Annotated in this window: 20 protein-coding genes; 17 read left to right on the top strand and 3 right to left on the bottom strand. The window is 68.7% G+C overall.

Features of this window, described 5'->3' with window-relative positions; all coding sequences use genetic code 11:
• Positions 1–22 precede the first annotated feature (22 nt).
• A complete protein-coding gene (locus QMG86_RS27710; RefSeq protein ID WP_281875646.1) occupies positions 23–1,261 on the top strand; it encodes a TetR/AcrR family transcriptional regulator in 1,239 nt (412 codons plus the stop codon).
• Positions 1,262–1,266: 5 nt separating this feature from the next.
• Here QMG86_RS27710 and QMG86_RS27705 read toward each other — a convergent pair whose 3' ends face one another.
• Positions 1,267–2,793: an aldehyde dehydrogenase family protein gene (locus QMG86_RS27705; RefSeq protein WP_281881157.1), complete on the bottom strand. Its 1,527-nt coding sequence runs from the start codon at positions 2,791–2,793 to the stop codon at positions 1,267–1,269.
• A gap of 363 nt (positions 2,794–3,156) precedes the next feature.
• On the opposite strand from QMG86_RS27705, the gene QMG86_RS27700 reads away from it, so the two are divergent.
• Genes QMG86_RS27700 through QMG86_RS27690 form a run of 3 tightly spaced genes read left to right on the top strand, consistent with a single transcriptional unit; the run spans position 3,157 to position 5,836 of the window.
• The gene (locus QMG86_RS27700) at positions 3,157–4,140 is read left to right on the top strand and encodes an ATP-binding cassette domain-containing protein (protein WP_281875644.1); all 984 of its coding nucleotides are present in this window, start codon (positions 3,157–3,159) and stop codon (positions 4,138–4,140) included.
• On the top strand, positions 4,137–4,961 hold the full coding sequence (locus tag QMG86_RS27695; protein ID WP_434085489.1) for an ABC transporter permease: 825 nt from the start codon (positions 4,137–4,139) through the stop codon (positions 4,959–4,961). The genes QMG86_RS27700 and QMG86_RS27695 overlap by 4 nt, the downstream gene beginning before the upstream one ends.
• Positions 4,958–5,836 carry an ABC transporter permease gene (locus QMG86_RS27690; protein ID WP_281875642.1) on the top strand — a complete coding sequence of 293 codons (879 nt, stop codon included), beginning with the start codon at positions 4,958–4,960 and terminating at the stop codon, positions 5,834–5,836. Before QMG86_RS27695 ends, QMG86_RS27690 begins: the two co-directional genes overlap by 4 nt.
• Positions 5,837–5,861: 25 nt before the next feature.
• On the opposite strand, the gene QMG86_RS27685 is transcribed toward QMG86_RS27690, so the two are convergent.
• The gene (locus QMG86_RS27685) at positions 5,862–7,058 is read right to left on the bottom strand and encodes a lycopene cyclase family protein (protein WP_281875640.1); all 1,197 of its coding nucleotides are present in this window, start codon (positions 7,056–7,058) and stop codon (positions 5,862–5,864) included.
• Positions 7,059–7,289: 231 nt separating this feature from the next.
• Between QMG86_RS27685 and QMG86_RS27680 the strand changes: the two genes are divergently transcribed.
• From QMG86_RS27680 to QMG86_RS27670, 3 genes are read left to right on the top strand one after another with little or no spacing between them, the layout of a single operon-like run.
• Positions 7,290–8,294 carry an alpha/beta hydrolase gene (locus QMG86_RS27680; RefSeq protein WP_281875639.1) on the top strand — a complete coding sequence of 335 codons (1,005 nt, stop codon included), beginning with the start codon at positions 7,290–7,292 and terminating at the stop codon, positions 8,292–8,294.
• 17 nt (positions 8,295–8,311) lie between these two features.
• Complete coding sequence (locus QMG86_RS27675; RefSeq protein WP_281875638.1) at positions 8,312–9,247, top strand: lipase family alpha/beta hydrolase; 936 nt, start codon at positions 8,312–8,314, stop codon at positions 9,245–9,247.
• Between the two features lie 43 nt (positions 9,248–9,290).
• Positions 9,291–10,043 (top strand): ATP-binding cassette domain-containing protein, encoded by a 753-nt coding sequence (locus tag QMG86_RS27670; RefSeq protein WP_281875637.1) that lies wholly within the window; start codon positions 9,291–9,293, stop codon positions 10,041–10,043.
• Here QMG86_RS27670 and QMG86_RS27665 read toward each other — a convergent pair.
• On the bottom strand, positions 10,018–10,494 hold the full coding sequence (locus QMG86_RS27665) for a hotdog fold domain-containing protein (RefSeq protein ID WP_281875636.1): 477 nt from the start codon (positions 10,492–10,494) through the stop codon (positions 10,018–10,020). The two genes, QMG86_RS27670 and QMG86_RS27665, sit on opposite strands and share 26 nt — an antisense overlap.
• Positions 10,495–10,931: 437 nt before the next feature.
• Between QMG86_RS27665 and rpsJ the strand changes: the two genes are divergently transcribed.
• Genes rpsJ through rpmC form a run of 10 tightly spaced genes read left to right on the top strand, consistent with a single transcriptional unit; the run spans position 10,932 to position 15,948 of the window.
• Complete coding sequence (gene rpsJ, locus QMG86_RS27660; RefSeq protein ID WP_003938093.1) at positions 10,932–11,237, top strand: 30S ribosomal protein S10; 306 nt, start codon at positions 10,932–10,934, stop codon at positions 11,235–11,237.
• A 14-nt stretch (positions 11,238–11,251) separates the two neighbouring features.
• Entirely contained in the window at positions 11,252–11,917 is a 666-nt protein-coding gene (gene rplC, locus QMG86_RS27655; RefSeq protein WP_281875635.1) for a 50S ribosomal protein L3, read from the top strand.
• Positions 11,914–12,624 (top strand): 50S ribosomal protein L4, encoded by a 711-nt coding sequence (gene rplD, locus QMG86_RS27650; protein ID WP_281875634.1) that lies wholly within the window; start codon positions 11,914–11,916, stop codon positions 12,622–12,624. The genes rplC and rplD overlap by 4 nt, the downstream gene beginning before the upstream one ends.
• Positions 12,621–12,926: a 50S ribosomal protein L23 gene (gene rplW / locus QMG86_RS27645; RefSeq protein ID WP_014981657.1), complete on the top strand. Its 306-nt coding sequence runs from the start codon at positions 12,621–12,623 to the stop codon at positions 12,924–12,926. The genes rplD and rplW overlap by 4 nt, the downstream gene beginning before the upstream one ends.
• 33 nt (positions 12,927–12,959) lie before the next feature.
• A complete protein-coding gene (gene rplB / locus QMG86_RS27640) occupies positions 12,960–13,796 on the top strand; it encodes a 50S ribosomal protein L2 (protein WP_039795441.1) in 837 nt (278 codons plus the stop codon).
• 15 nt (positions 13,797–13,811) lie between these two features.
• On the top strand, positions 13,812–14,093 hold the full coding sequence (rpsS, locus tag QMG86_RS27635; RefSeq protein ID WP_281875633.1) for a 30S ribosomal protein S19: 282 nt from the start codon (positions 13,812–13,814) through the stop codon (positions 14,091–14,093).
• Complete coding sequence (rplV, locus tag QMG86_RS27630) at positions 14,090–14,494, top strand: 50S ribosomal protein L22 (RefSeq protein ID WP_063021257.1); 405 nt, start codon at positions 14,090–14,092, stop codon at positions 14,492–14,494. The genes rpsS and rplV overlap by 4 nt, the downstream gene beginning before the upstream one ends.
• Positions 14,495–15,289, top strand: a complete 795-nt coding sequence (rpsC, locus tag QMG86_RS27625) for a 30S ribosomal protein S3 (protein WP_067808069.1) — start codon at positions 14,495–14,497, stop codon at positions 15,287–15,289.
• A gap of 3 nt (positions 15,290–15,292) precedes the next feature.
• Positions 15,293–15,709, top strand: a complete 417-nt coding sequence (gene rplP, locus QMG86_RS27620; RefSeq protein WP_281875631.1) for a 50S ribosomal protein L16 — start codon at positions 15,293–15,295, stop codon at positions 15,707–15,709.
• On the top strand, positions 15,709–15,948 hold the full coding sequence (rpmC, locus tag QMG86_RS27615; RefSeq protein ID WP_040864843.1) for a 50S ribosomal protein L29: 240 nt from the start codon (positions 15,709–15,711) through the stop codon (positions 15,946–15,948). The genes rplP and rpmC overlap by 1 nt, the downstream gene beginning before the upstream one ends.
• Positions 15,949–15,961 lie beyond the last annotated feature (13 nt).

Below are 15,961 nucleotides of genomic sequence, written 5' to 3'. Positions count from 1 at the left end.
TCGCCGGAGAACGGAGAGGTGCATGGTCGCGGATCGCAGCGAGGTCGACCTCGCTCCCGCGCGGCCCGAACCGGGTAGAAAGGCGGGGGCCGAGGGCGCGCCATCGGTGCGCCGCCGTCCGAAGGACCGCAAGGTCCAGATCATCCGGGCGGCCGCGCGCGCGTTCAGCGAACGCGGGTACTACCCGGTCGGCGTGGACGAGATCGCCGCCGAGGTCGGCATCTCCGGTCCGGCCCTCTACCGGCATTTCACGAACAAGTACGCGCTGCTGGTGGCGGCCGCCGAAGAAGGCGCGCAGCACCTGCTGACCGTCGCCGAGGCCGCCGACGACGCCCGGCTGGACCCGGCGCGGCGCGCGGACGCGCTGATCCGCGCGATCAGCGAGCACACCGTCGAGATCCGCCGCGAGGCCGGGCTCTACCGCTGGGAGCGGCGCTATCTCGAGCGTGACGACCGGGTCCGGATCAAGAAGATCTACGACGACCTGAACAGCACCCTCGCCGCGCCGATCGCGCTGCTGCGCCCCGAAACGCCGCCCGCGGACGTGGCGATGCTCGCCGCGGGCGTGCTGAGCGCGATCGCCAGCATCGCCGCGCACCGCACCGCACTGTCCAGCGCTCGGCTGCTCCCCCTGCTGCATCGGATGTCCTGGGCCATCCTGCGAACCGACCTGCCGCCCGCGCCGGCGGAACCGGATCCCGGCGCGCCCGTGCGCGGCATCCCGGTGACCTCCAAGCGTGAACAGCTGCTCACCGAGGCCATCCGGATCTTCGGCAGGCAGGGCTATCACGAGGCGAGCATCGAGGAGATCGGCGCCGCCGTCGGCATCAACGCCTCCAGCGTGTACCGATACTTCGCGAGCAAGGCCGACCTGCTCGCCGCCGCGTTCCACCGCACCGGCGACCGGCTGGCCATCGCGATCACCGAGGCGCTGGCCGAGGCGACCAGCCGTGCCGACGCCGCGCGGCGCGTGGCCGACCGCTACGCCAAACTGAGTTTCGCCATGCCGGAGATCATGGCGGTGTACTACGCCGAGTTCGGCAATCTGCCGCAGGCCGAGCAGCACAAGCTGCGCGCCATTCAGCGGCAGAACGTGCTGGAGTGGGCCAACCTGCTGGACGGGGACCCGGTGGAGGCGCGCTTCCGGGTGCACGCCGCCATCAGCCAAGTGATCGATGTGGGCAGGCTGATCCGATTCGACTCCCGGCCCGCGCAAGTCGCGCGAGTCACCGCGCTGATGGACGCGGTGCTGCTCGACTAGCCGTCTCAGGGCCGGCGGCCGTGCCGGATCCGGAAGATCGTCTTGGCCAGCCGCAGGTGACGCGGGTGCCGATCGAACGTGGAAAGGTTCACCGGCGCCTGGTACCGCTTGCGGGTGATGGCCAGCGTCCGGCTGAACTCCCGCAGGCCCTGGTCGCCGTGACTGTGGCCCTGGCCGTACTCGCCGACACCGCCGAAGGGCAGCGCGGGAATGCCCGCGTAGGCGGTCGAGGAGTTGATGGTCACCACGCCCACGCGCAGTTGCTCGGCGAACGCCTCGATCTCGTGCACATCCCTGGTGAACACCGACACCGCGACATCGGTGCCCACCGCGTTGATCCGCTCGGCGGCATCGTCCATGCTCGCCACCTTGTTCACGATGAGCACCGGGCCGATGCCCTCACCCGTGATCGCGATGCTCTCCTCCGGCACCTCGGCCAGCACGATCGGCTCGATGTAGGGATCGCGGATGGAGTCGAGTCCGCCGACCACCGCGCGGCCGCCGCGGGCCACCGCGTCGCGCACCTGCCTGCGCACCACGTCGACCTGTGACTCCATGATCATCGGGCCGTAGGACGCCTTCCGGTCCGCGCCTGGCCGCAGCTTGCGGGCCTGGTCCACGACGAGGTCGAGGAAGCGGTCGTAGACGGACTGGGCGACGTAGGCCCGCTGTATTCCGGTGGCGTTCTGTCCGGCGTTGGCCATCGCGCCGAACACGGCGGCCTCGGCGGCGTCGTCCAGCTTCGCGTCGACGTGCACGACCATGCTGCCCTTGCCGCTGCGCTCGACGACGACCGGCGTCATGGTCTGCGCGCATACCGAGATCACCTCGCGCGCGCCCGCCTCCGAACCGGCGTACGCGATCTTGTCGATCTTCGCCCGGCACAGCGCGGTGCCGGTGGCCTGGTCCCCTGTGACGACTTGCAGCACCGGCTGGTTGGGCGCGAGCCGGGACCAGCTGTCGGCCAGCCACACTCCCACGCCGGTGGTCAGCTCGTGCGGCTTGAACACCACGGCGTTGCCCGCCGCCATCGCGTAGGCGATCGAGCCCATCGGAGTGAACACCGGGTTGTTCCACGGGCCGAGCACTCCGACGACGCCGAGCGGCAGGTAACCGACCGAGGCCCGCTGATTGCGGGTGAGCCAGCTGGAACCGATGCGCCGCCGGTCCAGCGCGCGGCTCGCGTTGCGCGCGGCCCAGTCCAGGTTCTCCACCGCGAGCATCACCTCGATGGCGGCGTCGGCTTCCGGCTTCCCGGTCTCCTCGCACAGTAGCGCGACCAATTCCCCCGAGCGACGGGCGATCTCGCGCTTCCAGTCCAGCAGCCACCGCTTCCGGCTGGCGAATCCCAGTTCCGCCCACCACTTTTCGGCGGAGCGGGCCGCGCGCACCGCACGGTTCAGCTCACCGGAACTCATCACGGCGTAGTTGCCCACGACCTCACCGGTGCGCGGATCGTAGGACGTCAGCACGTTCGTTCGGCCCGTTCCTCCCGGACGCGCCGCCAACCGTGGCTGCGCGGACTCGGCCATGATCACCTCTCGCAGTGTCGAAACCAACGTGCGGACCGTTCAGCGGGCCCACAGCCGTGGACGAGTGAGTGTTTTCCCCCGCAAAGCAGACTATGGTCTGGCGCAGCGGGCCGACAAGGCTCGGCCGCCGGCGCCCGGCCGCATCGGATCGCGCTCACCAGCGTCGATCCCTTGCGCGGTGGACGGGCGGCGAGAAATGTGAGTAAGGACACACTGAGCGCACGCTGGTGCGGGTACCGCGCGCGACGCGAAAGCCCGCGCATCGGGCCGGTAACATCACGCCGAGCGCGACGGATCACCAATCCGGGCGTGCGATTGCGCTCGGGCGACCTGGTCGCCGCACCGGTCGATAGTGGAGAGTTGATGCCGAGTTCCAACCAAGCAGATTCGCATGCCAGTGAGCCTGCGGTCCGGGTAGCGGACGTTCGCAAGTCGTTCGGCGATGTGCATGCACTGCAGGGCGTCAGCTTCGTCGCCGAACGCGCCTCCGTCCTCGGCATCCTCGGGCCCAACGGCGCGGGCAAGACGACCATGGTGAAGGTGCTCTCCACTCTGCTGCGGCCCGACTCCGGCACCGCCGTCGTCGCCGGATACGACGTGCTGCGGGACCCGGCGGGCGTGCGCCGCTCGATCATGATGACCGGTCAGTACGCGGCGCTGGACGAGAACCTCTCCGGCCGGGAAAACCTCGAGCTGTTCGGCAGGCTGATGGGTCTGGGCAAGTCCGCGGCCCGCAAGCGCGCGGACACCTTGCTGGAGGAATTCGATCTGGTGAGCGCGGGCCGCCGCGCCGTGCGCAACTACTCAGGCGGCATGCGCCGCCGCGTCGACATCGCCTGCGGCCTGGTGGTGCGGCCCGAGGTGGTGTTCCTGGACGAGCCGACCACCGGCCTCGACCCACGCAGCAGGCAGGGCGTCTGGGACCTGGTCACCGCGCTGAAGACGCAGGGGATCACGGTGCTGCTGACCACGCAGTACCTGGAGGAAGCCGACGTGCTCAGCGACAACATCATCGTGATCGACAAGGGCACGGTGATCGCCGAGGGCACCGCCGACGAACTCAAGGAGAAGACCGGCGGCAGCTACTGCGAAGTCGTCCCGCTGGATCAGAAGAAGCTGCGCACCGCCGCGTACGCCCTGGGCGACCTGGTGCCGCCCGCAGTGCTGGCCGACATCGACGGCGGCGACCGGCTGTCCATCCCCGCGCCGGAGGGCGCGGCGACGCTGACCGAGGCGCTGCGCAGGCTCGACAGCGCCGGCGTCGAGCTGGCCGACATCGCGCTGCGCCGCCCTTCGCTCGACGACGTATTCCTCTCCATCACCGGCCACTCGGGCGGGCGCGCGTGACCGCTGCGACAGCCCCGGAGCAGACTCCGGCCGAGGCGACGTTGTTCGCCGAACTTCCCGCGCCGCGGCTGTCGTCGTTCGCGCAGTGGCGCGCGCTGACCGGCCGCATCGTGCGCACCATGGCGACCAAGGGCGAGCTGATCGTCGCGGCGATCACGCCGCTGATCTTCACCCTCGGCTTCTACCTGCCGCTGCGCTATGTGATGAAGATCCAGGGCGTCGACTACGCCCAGTACGTCATGCCGATCATCGTGCTGCAGACGATGGCCTTCACCATGATGTCCAACGCGCAGCTGGCCGCGTTCGAGGCGATGACCGGCCTGAGCACCCGTCTGCAGACCATGCCCATCGGCATGCTGGTGCCGTTCACCTCGCGCATCTGCGCCGGTCTGGTCCGTTCGGTCACCTCGCTCACCGCGGCGGTGCTGTTCGGGTATCTGATCGGCTTCCGTTTCGTCGCTGGCGTCGGCCAGGCCGTGCTGTTCTGCGCGTTCTCCCTCGCGGTCGGCACGGTGCTCGCGATCGGCGCCGACGGGCTCGGCAGCCTGACCAAGAGCCCGGAGTCGCTGAGCCAGGCGCTGACCTTGCCGACACTGATCTTCGGCATGCTCTCCTGCGGGTTCGTGCCGGAACGCAACTTCCCGGAGTGGATTCGCCCGTTCGTGCGCAATCAGCCGATCTCGCAGTTCTCCTTCGCCTTGCGCGACATGGCGGCCGACGGGGTGACCTGGCACGTGCTGTGGGTTCCGCTGGTGTGGTTGATCGGGCTGGCGGCGGTGTTCCTCCCGTTGGCGATCTGGGCGAGTGTGAGGCGGTCATGAGTTCGGTGGAATCGACCGTGGAACGCGTCGACCAGGGGGCCGAGCAGGCCGAGGTCCGCGCGGCCGAGCCCCTGCCCGTCGTCCGGACGCGGCCGGAGGGCTCGCTGGTCACCTGGGTGGTGCAGAGCCTGATCCAGTGCAAGCGGCTGCTGCTGATCTGGGCGCGTGATCCGGCGACGACCATCCAGACCCTGGTCTATCCGGCGCTGACCCTGCTGATGTTCTACATCGTGCTGAACAAGCCCGTGTCCGGGGCCACCGGCATGCCCGCGGTGTACGGCACGGTCCCGTTGCTGACGTTGGTCGCGGCGATGTCCGGCGCGGTGGTCAGCGCCCTCGGCTTCAAGACCGAGAAGATGACCGGGTTGCTCGGCCGGTTCTGGACGATGCCGGTGCACCGCGCGGCCGGATTCACCGGCAGGCTGCTGGCCGAAGCGATCCGCGTCCTGGTGACGACGGTGTTCGTCGTCGCGGTGGGCCTGCTGCTGGGATTCCGGTTCGGCCAGGGGCCCCTCGCGGCGGTGGCGCTGATCGGCATCCCGGTGCTGTTCGGCGTCGCGTTCGCCGTTCTGGTCACCGCGCTGGCCACCGTGTCGGAGGGCGTGATGCTGGTGAACATCATCGGCATGGTCAGCACGCTGCTGATGTTCTTCAACTCCGGTTTCGTCCCGGTCTTCGCCTACCCGGTCTGGTTGCAGGACGTGGTGGCGCATCAGCCGATGAGCTGCGCGATCGATGCGATGCGCGGGTTGTCCTACGGCGGTGCGGTCGCCGACCCGCTGCTCGAGACGCTCGCCTGGACGCTCGGCATCATCGTCGTCTTCGCCTACCCCGCGGTGCGGGGATACCGGCGCGCCGCGGAGACGGGGCCCTAGTCCGGCGTCGTGGTCGTTCGCCGGGTTACCGGACCCGGCGTTCGGCCGCTTCGCGCGGTTCGGCGAAGTCGTAGTCCAGCCAGCGGTTCCGATTGGTCCATCCGACGAGGTCGTAACGCCAGTGGAACGGCCAGGTGTGCGCGACCGTGTTGAACAGCACCGCGCCCAGAGCGATGTAGTCGTCGTGTGCGGACAGCAGGGCGCGCTGACCGCGCGGGGAGGCGCTGAAGAACGCGTCGAACATCGCGATGGATTGCTCGGTGGTGAGTCTGCCGAGGCCGTAGAGCCCCCGCATCCGCATCCAATACACCAGTCGCGCCCGCGGCGGCCACAGCGCGGCGATCGGGTCGCGGCCCTGCCGCAGCGCGGTGATCGCGGTGTCCACCAGCGCCAGTGAGTCGGCGACGCTGTACCCCGTGCACGGATGCATCATGCCGCCGCGCGAACCGAACGGGATCGCGCGCGCCTCGCCCTTTCGCGGCGGCGGCTGGTCGAGCGGATAGTGCGCCGCCTCGCTCGGTTCGGCGCCGGTGAGGCGGATGCCGTGCGCGGCGAGGCGCGCGAGCGTGCGTCTGCGCAATTCGCGCTGTGGCATGCCGCCCCGGAGTCCGAGACTGGTCTCCTCGAAGATCACCGTGCCCTCGCCGAGCGGCACCGCGTAGAGGAACGACGGCGGCTCGTCCGGGCCGGCGCCGTTCTCCGGTCGCCAGTCCAGCAGCAGGCCCGAGCCTTCGGCGACCATCGGCGCGGCCGTCTCGGCGTCGACGAAGATGCCGTGCGCGCTGGCCGCCCTGCGGCGTCCGAGCGGGGGCAGGCCCCGGGTGTCGAACACCGCGGCCCCCCGGTGCACCGTGCCGTCGGCGAGTTCGACCTCGTGCGCGTCCACCCGGGTGGCGCGGCCCGCGACGACGGTGGCGTCGTCGAGCGGCAGCGCCGCGCGCAGACCGGGCTTGGACAGCACGCAGTAGGGCCGATCGATGCGATGTTCGGTCTTCGTCCAGACCGTGGGCGCCGGGATGGTGGTCGCGATGGCCGTGGGCGGCAGCCATCGCGGCAGCTCGTCCACCCAGCAGGAGAAGGTGGGCGGCCACAGCCGGTCCGGGCGCGGATCGATCGCGGTCACCGACAGTCCGGCGCGCATGGCGCGGTGCGCGAGCGCCCGCCCGGTGGGACCGAGCCCGACCACGCACACATCGACTTCCCGGTCCGCGCTGACACCCATAGGGGCATTCAATCCGGTCGGCCGACGCGGGCGCAACTATTCGAAGCGAGCGAGCCCCAGGAATTGGGGTCTCGCTTTTTCCGAATCAAATCGACCGAATCGGTGGAATCCCGTTGGCGCGCATGCCCCCAGAATCGGTGGCCCAGCAATTTCAGTCGTGAATCGGCTCGAGACGCACCATAGCCTGGGCTCGGATCGCGAGGCGTTCCGGGATTCGGGATAAGGGGAGTCATGAGAGGAAGCCACCTCCGCCGACTGGTGCTGTCGGCGGTCGTCGCCGGTGCCGTCGCATCGGCAATGGTTTCGGTGCAGGCGGAAGCGGCGCCCGCGGAGTCTTCGATCGTCTCCGTGCGGGAGCACGATGCGCGGAGCCTGACATTGACGGTGCATTCCGCCGCCATGGACCTCGATATTCCGGTGGAAGTGCAGCGCGCCGCGGACACCAGCGTGCCGCGTCCGGTGCTGTATCTGCTGCTCGGCGCGGCCGGTGGCATCGACGGCTCCACCTGGGCCACCAAGACCGATGCGATGCAGTTCCTCGCGGACAAGAACGTGCACGCGGTCACGCCGATCGGCGGCATGTTCAGTTATTACGCGGACTGGCAGAAGGATGACGCCAGGCTGGGCCGTCAGAAGTGGCGGACCTTCCTGAGCAGCGAACTGCCCCCGTTGATCGACGCGTATCTCGGGACCAGCGGGCGCAATGCCCTCGCGGGCTTCTCGATGTCGGGGACCACGACCCTCGCGCTCGCCGCGACCACGGGTGACCTGTTCTCCAGCGTGGCCGCCTACAGCGGTTGCGCGCAGACCAGCGATCCGGTCGGCCGCGAGTTCGTCCGGCTGACCGTGGAGGAATGGGGTCTGGCGGAGCTGGACAACATGTGGGGGCCAGCGGGCGATCCGCAATGGGTGGCCAATGATCCCTACGTGCAGGCGGAGGGACTGCGCGGGAAATCCATTTACATCGCCAGTGGAAATGGCATGCCCGGCGTCTACGACCAGTACGGCGGAAAATACTCGCTGAACGGCCCGTGGGGTTTCGCGAATCAGCTCGTGGTCGGCGGCGTGATCGAAGCGGCCACCAATTATTGCTCGCACAACATGAAAACCCGGCTGGACGACCTCGGCATCCCCGCGCGATACAACTTCCGCCCCGAAGGCACCCACTCCTGGGGCTATTGGGAGGACGCGCTGAAGGATTCGTGGCCGACGCTCGCCGCTCCATTGGGAATCTGAACCGTCGGGAATTCGAGATGTCTATTCGCCTCCGGGCCGCGCGTGTCGCCGGCCTCATGCTGGTCGCGGCCGCCGCGGCGTTGCCGCACGCGCCGAGCGCGGCCGCCGCTCCCGAGACGCCGGTGCTGGACGGCGCCAACGACTGGTCCTGCCGTCCCACCCCGGAACGGCCGGAGCCGGTGGTGCTCGTGCACGGCTCGGGTACCGACGTCGGCCGCAGCTTCCCCCTGCTCGCGCGCGCCATCCGGGCCGAGGGACATTGCGTGTTCGCCGCGAATCTCGGCGCCGCGCCCGGCGTCGTCGACGCGGTCAGCGGCCAGAGCGGCTCCAGTTCCACCGGCATCGGCCCGATCGGCGCCGCGTTGCTGGGACGCGTGGTCTACGGCGTGGCCGACATCGACCGGATGGCGGGCGAGCTCGCCGAAGTCGTGCGGTCGGTGCGTGAAACGACGGGAGCGAGCCGGGTGGCGTTGGTCGGTCACTCGACCGGCGGCACCGTGGTCCGGCAATACCTCCGCGCTCGCGGCGGCGAGGCGGTGTCCCAGGTGGTGACCCTCGGAACGCCGTATCGCGGCTCGACCTGGGCCGGATTGCGCGGCGCCTATCCGGATCTGGCCGCCCTCGGCCTCGGGGACGCGCAGATCGCGGCTCAGGTGTTCGGAGCTCCGGGACAGCAGCAAGTGGTCGGGTCACCGCTGCTCAACCGGTTGAACGCGGGAGGCGAGACCGTCACCGGTCCCCGGTACACGGCCATCGCCTCCCGCGCCGACCAAGTGATCACGCCGCAGGACACCGCTCTGCTCGCCGCCCCCGCCCCCGCCGACCGCAACGTCTGGCTGCAGGAGGGCTGCCCCGGCAACACGGCCGATCACAGCGGCATGCTCGAAGACCCGCGCGCGGCCGCCGCCGTCCTCTCCGCGCTCGCCGGAGATCGACGAGCGTTGCCCTGCTGAGCGGGCCCCGGCCGGACAGAACGCACGAAGATGGAGAACCTCGGTGAGTTTCGGCATTACTTGTAGCGGGCTCTGCCGCGAATTCGCCGGAGTCGCGGTGATCGACGGCGTGACCTTCCGCGCGCCTGCGGGCCGGGTCACCGCGGTGGTCGGACCGAACGGCGCGGGGAAGACGACGCTGTTGTCGATGCTCGCCGGTCAGTTGCGGCCGCACCGAGGGTGGCTCCGCGTGGAGGACGCGGATCCGAGCGTCGAACCATGGGTGGTCCGCTCCCGGGTCGGCTGGGTCCCCGACGTGTACGAGGGCAGTGAGACCTGGTCGATCGCGGAGGTCGTGCGGTTCTCCGCGAAGATCGCGGGCCACAGCGGAGACACGGCCGAAGAACTCGTCGACCGGGCATTGCATCTCGCGCGTTTGGCCGACTCCGCTGCCACGCCGGTTCTCCGTCTCTCCCGGAGTGCGAAGAAGTGGCTGAGCCTGGCCAGAGCGCTCGCCGCGGGTACGACGGCACTCGTCCTGGACAACCCGATGGCCGACTTGGACCACGACGGTCGTCGCTATCTGGCCGGAATGCTGCGAGCGCTCGCGCACCAAGACATGACGATCGTCGTTTCGGCTTGTCTCGCCGACGATCTCGCCGGATGCGCGGAGAGCGTCCTGCACCTCGATCACGGGCGACTCGTCGCCGGGGACGCATCGCCTCCGGCCCCGGTCGATCCAGGTCGGACGGCCTGCGCGGGACCGGACGCACGCGGCTCACGGAGGCCGACTACCGCGGCGTCACCCAGGTGGTGATGTCGGCGTGCACCACCTCGAGGCCGTGCTTGTCGTAGATCGAGACCGGCACCACGACCTCGCGTCCTTCGGTGATGCTCGGGAAATCGGGGAGTTCGGCCAGCTTCGCCACGGCCCGCAGGCCGGTCTCGGCCTTGGCCAGATACTGCACGTTCATCGCCTTGGGAATCCACCGGTGCGTCGCCGGGACCGTCGCCTCGCTCAGCATGCCCATCGCGACCTCGGCCAGGTTGCACGCCGCGATGGCGTGGAAGGTGCCCAGATGGTTGTGGATGCCGAACCACTTGGGCGAGGTCACCTCGCACAACCCGGGTTCGAGCCGGACCACGTTCGGCAGCACGGTGCCGAAATACGGCACCCGGGCCACCATCCCGAGCGAGAACAGCGCATGCCCCAGCCGGTTGTCCGGCAGCTTCTTCCAGCCGCGGTAGGTCGCGGTCTCTTTCGCCATACGCGTATCTTACTCAGAAGTAAGTTTCCGAACACCCCACCGATTTGAAGTGACTCGCAGGGGTCGTGCATACTGTTCGGGTTGCCCTGCACCGGGTCATGTCCGTTTCCCTGCGAAACGGGTGGCTGGGCGGGGCGAGCAGTACCCCATCGTGTACCTCGCCGGGTTTCTGGCGTGGGTACGTCCGGGACAGTGTTCCAGGCCTGAGATGCGTTCGCGATCCGAGGCCGAGGAATGAGCGGACGGGCGACACGCCCGACCGCGTGGACCGGAGAACCATGACAGATGAACAGCGGCGAGGATCGGGCACGCCCGGTCGGGGTCTCCACCGTGTGGGACGTCTTCGTGTGTTCGGGCTGTGCAAATGAGGGTGGTCCAGAGGACTGGTGTAGCCGGGCTTCGGACCACGAAGGAAAGCGGAGAAAAGGACACTTAGCGTGGCGGGACAAAAGATCCGCATCAGGCTCAAGGCCTATGACCACGAGGCGATCGACGCATCGGCGCGCAAGATCGTGGAGACGGTGACCCGCACCGGGGCACGCGTCGTCGGCCCGGTGCCGTTGCCGACCGAGAAGAACGTGTACTGCGTCATCCGTTCGCCGCACAAGTACAAGGACTCGCGCGAGCACTTCGAGATGCGTACGCACAAGCGCCTTATCGACATCCTCGACCCGACGCCGAAGACGGTGGACGCGCTCATGCGCATCGACCTGCCGGCCAGCGTCGACGTCAACATTCAGTGACGGGGACTCGAGACATGACTGACAACAAGAACAGGCCGGCCGCCGGCATCCTGGGCACCAAGCTCGGCATGACCCAGGTCTTCGACGACAAGAACCGCGTCGTTCCCGTGACCGTCATCAAGGCCGGGCCGAACGTCGTCACCCAGATCCGCACCGAGGAGCGCGACGGCTACAGCGCCGTCCAGGTCGCCTTCGGCGCCATCGACCCGCGCAAGGTGAACAAGCCGGTCGCAGGCCAGTTCGCCAAGGCGGGCGTCACCCCGCGCCGCCACGTCGCCGAGATCCGCGTCGCGGACGCCTCCACCTTCGAGGTCGGCCAGGAGATCAACGCCGACGTGTTCGAAGAGGGCAGCTACGTCGACGTCACCGGCACCAGCAAGGGCAAGGGCTTCGCGGGCACCATGAAGCGCCACGGCTTCCGTGGCCAGGGCGCCTCGCACGGTGCGCAGGCCGTGCACCGCCGTCCGGGTTCGATCGGTGGCTGCGCCACCCCCGGCCGCGTGTTCAAGGGCATGCGCATGTCGGGCCGGATGGGTAACGACCGCGTCACCACGCAGAACCTGTCGGTGCACAAGGTCGACACCGAGAACGGCCTGCTGCTGATCAAGGGAGCGATCCCGGGTCGCAAGGGCGGCGTCGTGATCGTCAAGAGCGCCGTGAAGGGTGGTGCGCACGCATGACCAGCTCAGCTGTGAACACTGAGAAGAAGTCCGCGAATCTCACGCTGCCGGTCAAGGAGATCGGTGGCAAGACCAACGGCACCGTCGACCTCCCCGCGGAGATCTTCGACGTGACCGCCAACATCGCGCTGATGCACCAGGTCGTCGTGGCCCAGCAGGCCGCCGCGCGCCAGGGCACGCACGCGACCAAGACCCGGGGCCAGGTCTCCGGCGGCGGCAAGAAGCCGTACCGGCAGAAGGGCACCGGTCGCGCCCGTCAGGGTTCGACCCGCGCGCCGCAGTTCACCGGCGGTGGCACCGTGCACGGCCCGCAGCCGCGCGACTACAGCCAGCGCCTGCCCAAGAAGATGAAGGCCGCCGCCCTGCGTGGCGCGCTGTCGGACCGGGCGCGCAACGAGCGCATCCACGTGATCACCGAACTGGTGGCGGGCCAGGCGCCGTCCACCAAGACCGCCAAGACCTTCCTGGCCGAGCTGTCGGACCGCAAGAAGTTCCTGGTCGTGGTGGGCCGCGAGGACGTCGCCGCGTGGAAGAGCGTGGCGAACCTGCAGAACGTGCACCCGATCGCACCCGATCAGCTCAACACCTACGACGTGCTCAACAGCGACGACGTGGTGTTCAGCGTCGAGGCGCTCAACGCGTTCGTGCACGGCCCCGCGGAGTCTCCGCAAGACACTGCGGCGATTGCACAGGAGGAGAGCAAGTGACCACCATCGCCGACCCCCGCGACATTCTGCTGGCGCCGGTCATCTCCGAGAAGTCCTACGGACTGATCGAGGAAGGCACCTACACCTTCCTGGTGCACCCGGACTCCAACAAGACGCAGATCAAGATCGCCGTGGAGAAGGTCTTCGGTGTGAAGGTGACCAGCGTCAACACCGCCAACCGTCAGGGCAAGCGCAAGCGGACCCGCTTCGGTTACGGCAAGCGCAAAGACACCAAGCGCGCGCTCGTGACCATCTCGGCCGACAGCAAGCCCATCGAGATCTTCGGAGGCCCGGTCGCGTAAGCGCCTGGGAATCCAGAAAGCAGAGAAGAACTCATGGCAATCCGTAAGTACAAGCCGACTACGCCGGGCCGCCGCGGCTCCAGCGTCTCGGACTTCGCCGAGATCACCCGGTCGACCCCGGAGAAGTCGCTGCTGCGCCCGCTGACCAAGTCCGGCGGCCGCAACGCCCACGGCCGGATCACCACCCGGCACCGCGGTGGCGGGCACAAGCGCGCCTACCGTCTGATCGACTTCCGTCGACTGGACAAGGACGGCATTCCGGCCAAGGTCGCGCACATCGAATACGACCCGAACCGCACCGCGAACATCGCGCTGCTGCACTTCGTGGACGGCGAGAAGCGCTACATCATCGCCCCCAAGGGCGTGACGCAGGGCACCCGCATCGAGTCCGGCCCGACCGCCGACATCAAGCCGGGCAACAACCTGCCGCTGCGCAACATCCCGACCGGTACCACCATCCACGCGGTGGAGCTGCGTCCGGGCGGCGGCGCCAAGCTGGCCCGTTCGGCCGGCATGAGCATCCAGCTGCTGGGCAAGGAAGGCCCCTACGCCACGCTGCGTATGCCCTCCGGTGAGATCCGCCGCGTCGACGTGCGCTGCCGCGCCACCGTCGGCGAGGTCGGCAACGCCGAGCAGTCGAACATCAACTGGGGCAAGGCCGGCCGCATGCGCTGGAAGGGCCGCCGCCCCACGGTCCGTGGTGTCGTCATGAACCCGGTCGACCACCCGCATGGTGGTGGTGAGGGCAAGACCTCCGGTGGTCGCCACCCGGTCTCGCCGTGGGGTCAGCCGGAAGGCCGCACCCGCAAGCCCAACCGTCCGAGCGACAAGCTCATCGTCCGCCGTCGCAAGACCGGCAAGAAGCGCTGAAGGAGGAGGTAAGAAATGCCACGCAGCCTCAAGAAAGGCCCGTTCGTCGACGACCACCTCCTGAAGAAGGTGGACGTGCAGAACGAGAAGGGCACCAAGCAGGTCATCAAGACCTGGTCGCGTCGTTCGACCATCATCCCCGATTTCATCGGCCACACGTTCGCGGTGCACGACGGCCGCAAGCACGTGCCGGTGTTCGTCTCGGACAACATGGTCGGGCACAAGCTCGGTGAGTTCGCGCCGACCAGGACGTTCAAGAGCCACGTCAAGGAAGACCGGAAGAGCAAGCGGCGATGACGACGACCGAGACTCAGAACCCGACTGCGCGCGCGACCGCCAAGCACGTTCGCGTCACCCCGATGAAGGCACGCCGTGTCGTGGACCTGGTCCGCGGCAAGCGCGTCGAGGACGCCCTCGCCCTGCTGAAGTTCGCGCCCCAGGCCGCGAGCGAGCCGGTCGCCAAGGTCGTCGCCAGCGCCGCGGCCAACGCCGAGAACAACCTCGGCCTGAACCCGGCCACGCTGGTCATCTCGACGGCTTACGTCGACGAGGGCACCACCCTGAAGCGGTTCCAGCCGCGTGCCCAGGGCCGTGCGTTCCGCATCCGCAAGCGCACCAGCCACATCACCATCGAGGTCGAGAGCATCCCCACCGCCGGTGGAGCCACTCGTAACCGCCGGAAGGGAGGGGCAAAGTAAATGGGACAGAAGATCAATCCCCACGGCTTCCGCCTCGGTATCACCACCGACTGGAAGTCGCGCTGGTACGCGGACAAGCAGTACGCGGACTACGTGAAGGAAGACGTCGCGATCCGCAAGCTGCTGGCCACCGGCATGGAGCGGGCGGGCATCGCCAAGGTCGAGATCGAGCGCACCCGTGACCGCGTGCGGGTGGACATCCACACCGCGCGTCCCGGCATCGTGATCGGCCGCCGCGGCGCCGAGGCCGACCGCATCCGCGCCGAGCTGGAGAAGCTCACCGGCAAGCAGGTGCAGCTGAACATCCTCGAGGTGAAGAACCCCGAGTCGGACGCGCAGCTGGTGGCCCAGGCCGTCGCCGAGCAGCTGTCCAACCGTGTGGCGTTCCGTCGCGCGATGCGCAAGGCCATCCAGTCGGCCATGCGTTCGCCGAACGTCAAGGGCATCCGTGTGCAGTGCTCGGGCCGCCTCGGCGGCGCCGAAATGTCGCGCTCGGAGTTCTACCGCGAGGGTCGGGTGCCGCTGCACACGCTGCGCGCCGACATCGACTACGGCCTCTACGAGGCCAAGACCACCTTCGGTCGCATCGGCGTGAAGGTCTGGATCTACAAGGGCGACATCGTCGGTGGCAAGCGTGAGCTCGCCGCCGCTGCCGCCGCGCCCGAGCGTCCGCGCCGGGAGCGGCCGAGCCGCCCGCGTCGGTCCGGTTCCACCGGCACCACCGCGACCAGCACGGAGGCCGGGCGGGCCGCCACCGCGGTGGCCGACGCTCCGGCAGAGACACAGGAGGGCTGACGCATGCTGATGCCTCGCAAGGTGAAGCACCGCAAGCAGCATCACCCGAGCCGTTCCGGAACGGCCAAGGGCGGCACCTCGGTGGCGTTCGGCGATTTCGGCATCCAGGCGCTGGAGCCGGCGTACGTCACCAACCGGCAGATCGAGTCGGCGCGTATCGCGATGACTCGCCACATCCGCCGTGGCGGCAAGATCTGGATCAACATCTACCCGGATCGCCCGCTGACCAAGAAGCCCGCCGAAACCCGCATGGGTTCGGGTAAGGGTTCGCCGGAGTGGTGGGTCGCGAACGTCAAGCCCGGTCGCGTGATGTTCGAGATGAGCTACCCCAACGAGGAGATCGCTCGTGAGGCCCTGCGCCGCGCGATGCACAAGCTCCCGATGAAGTGCAGGATCGTGACCAGGGAGGAGCAGTTCTGATGGCTACCGGAACACCGGCCGCAGAGCTCCGCGAGCTCACCGAAGAGGAGTTGGTGGCCAAGCTGCGCGACTCCAAGGAAGAGCTGTTCAACCTGCGCTTCCAGATGGCGACGGGTCAGCTGGACAACAACCGTCGTCTGCGCGTCGTCCGTCACGAGATCGCGCGCATCTACACGGTCATGCGTGAGCGTGAGCTCGGTCTGGCCACCGGACCCGCTGGCAAGGGAGATGCCGCATGAGCGACAAAGTAGA

This window comes from Nocardia sputorum, assembly GCF_027924405.1.
In the GTDB taxonomy this organism is placed as follows: Bacteria; Actinomycetota; Actinomycetes; order Mycobacteriales; family Mycobacteriaceae; genus Nocardia; species Nocardia sputorum.
The sequence above is the reverse complement of the archived record's forward strand: the minus strand, read 5'-3'. Positions and strand labels throughout refer to the sequence as shown.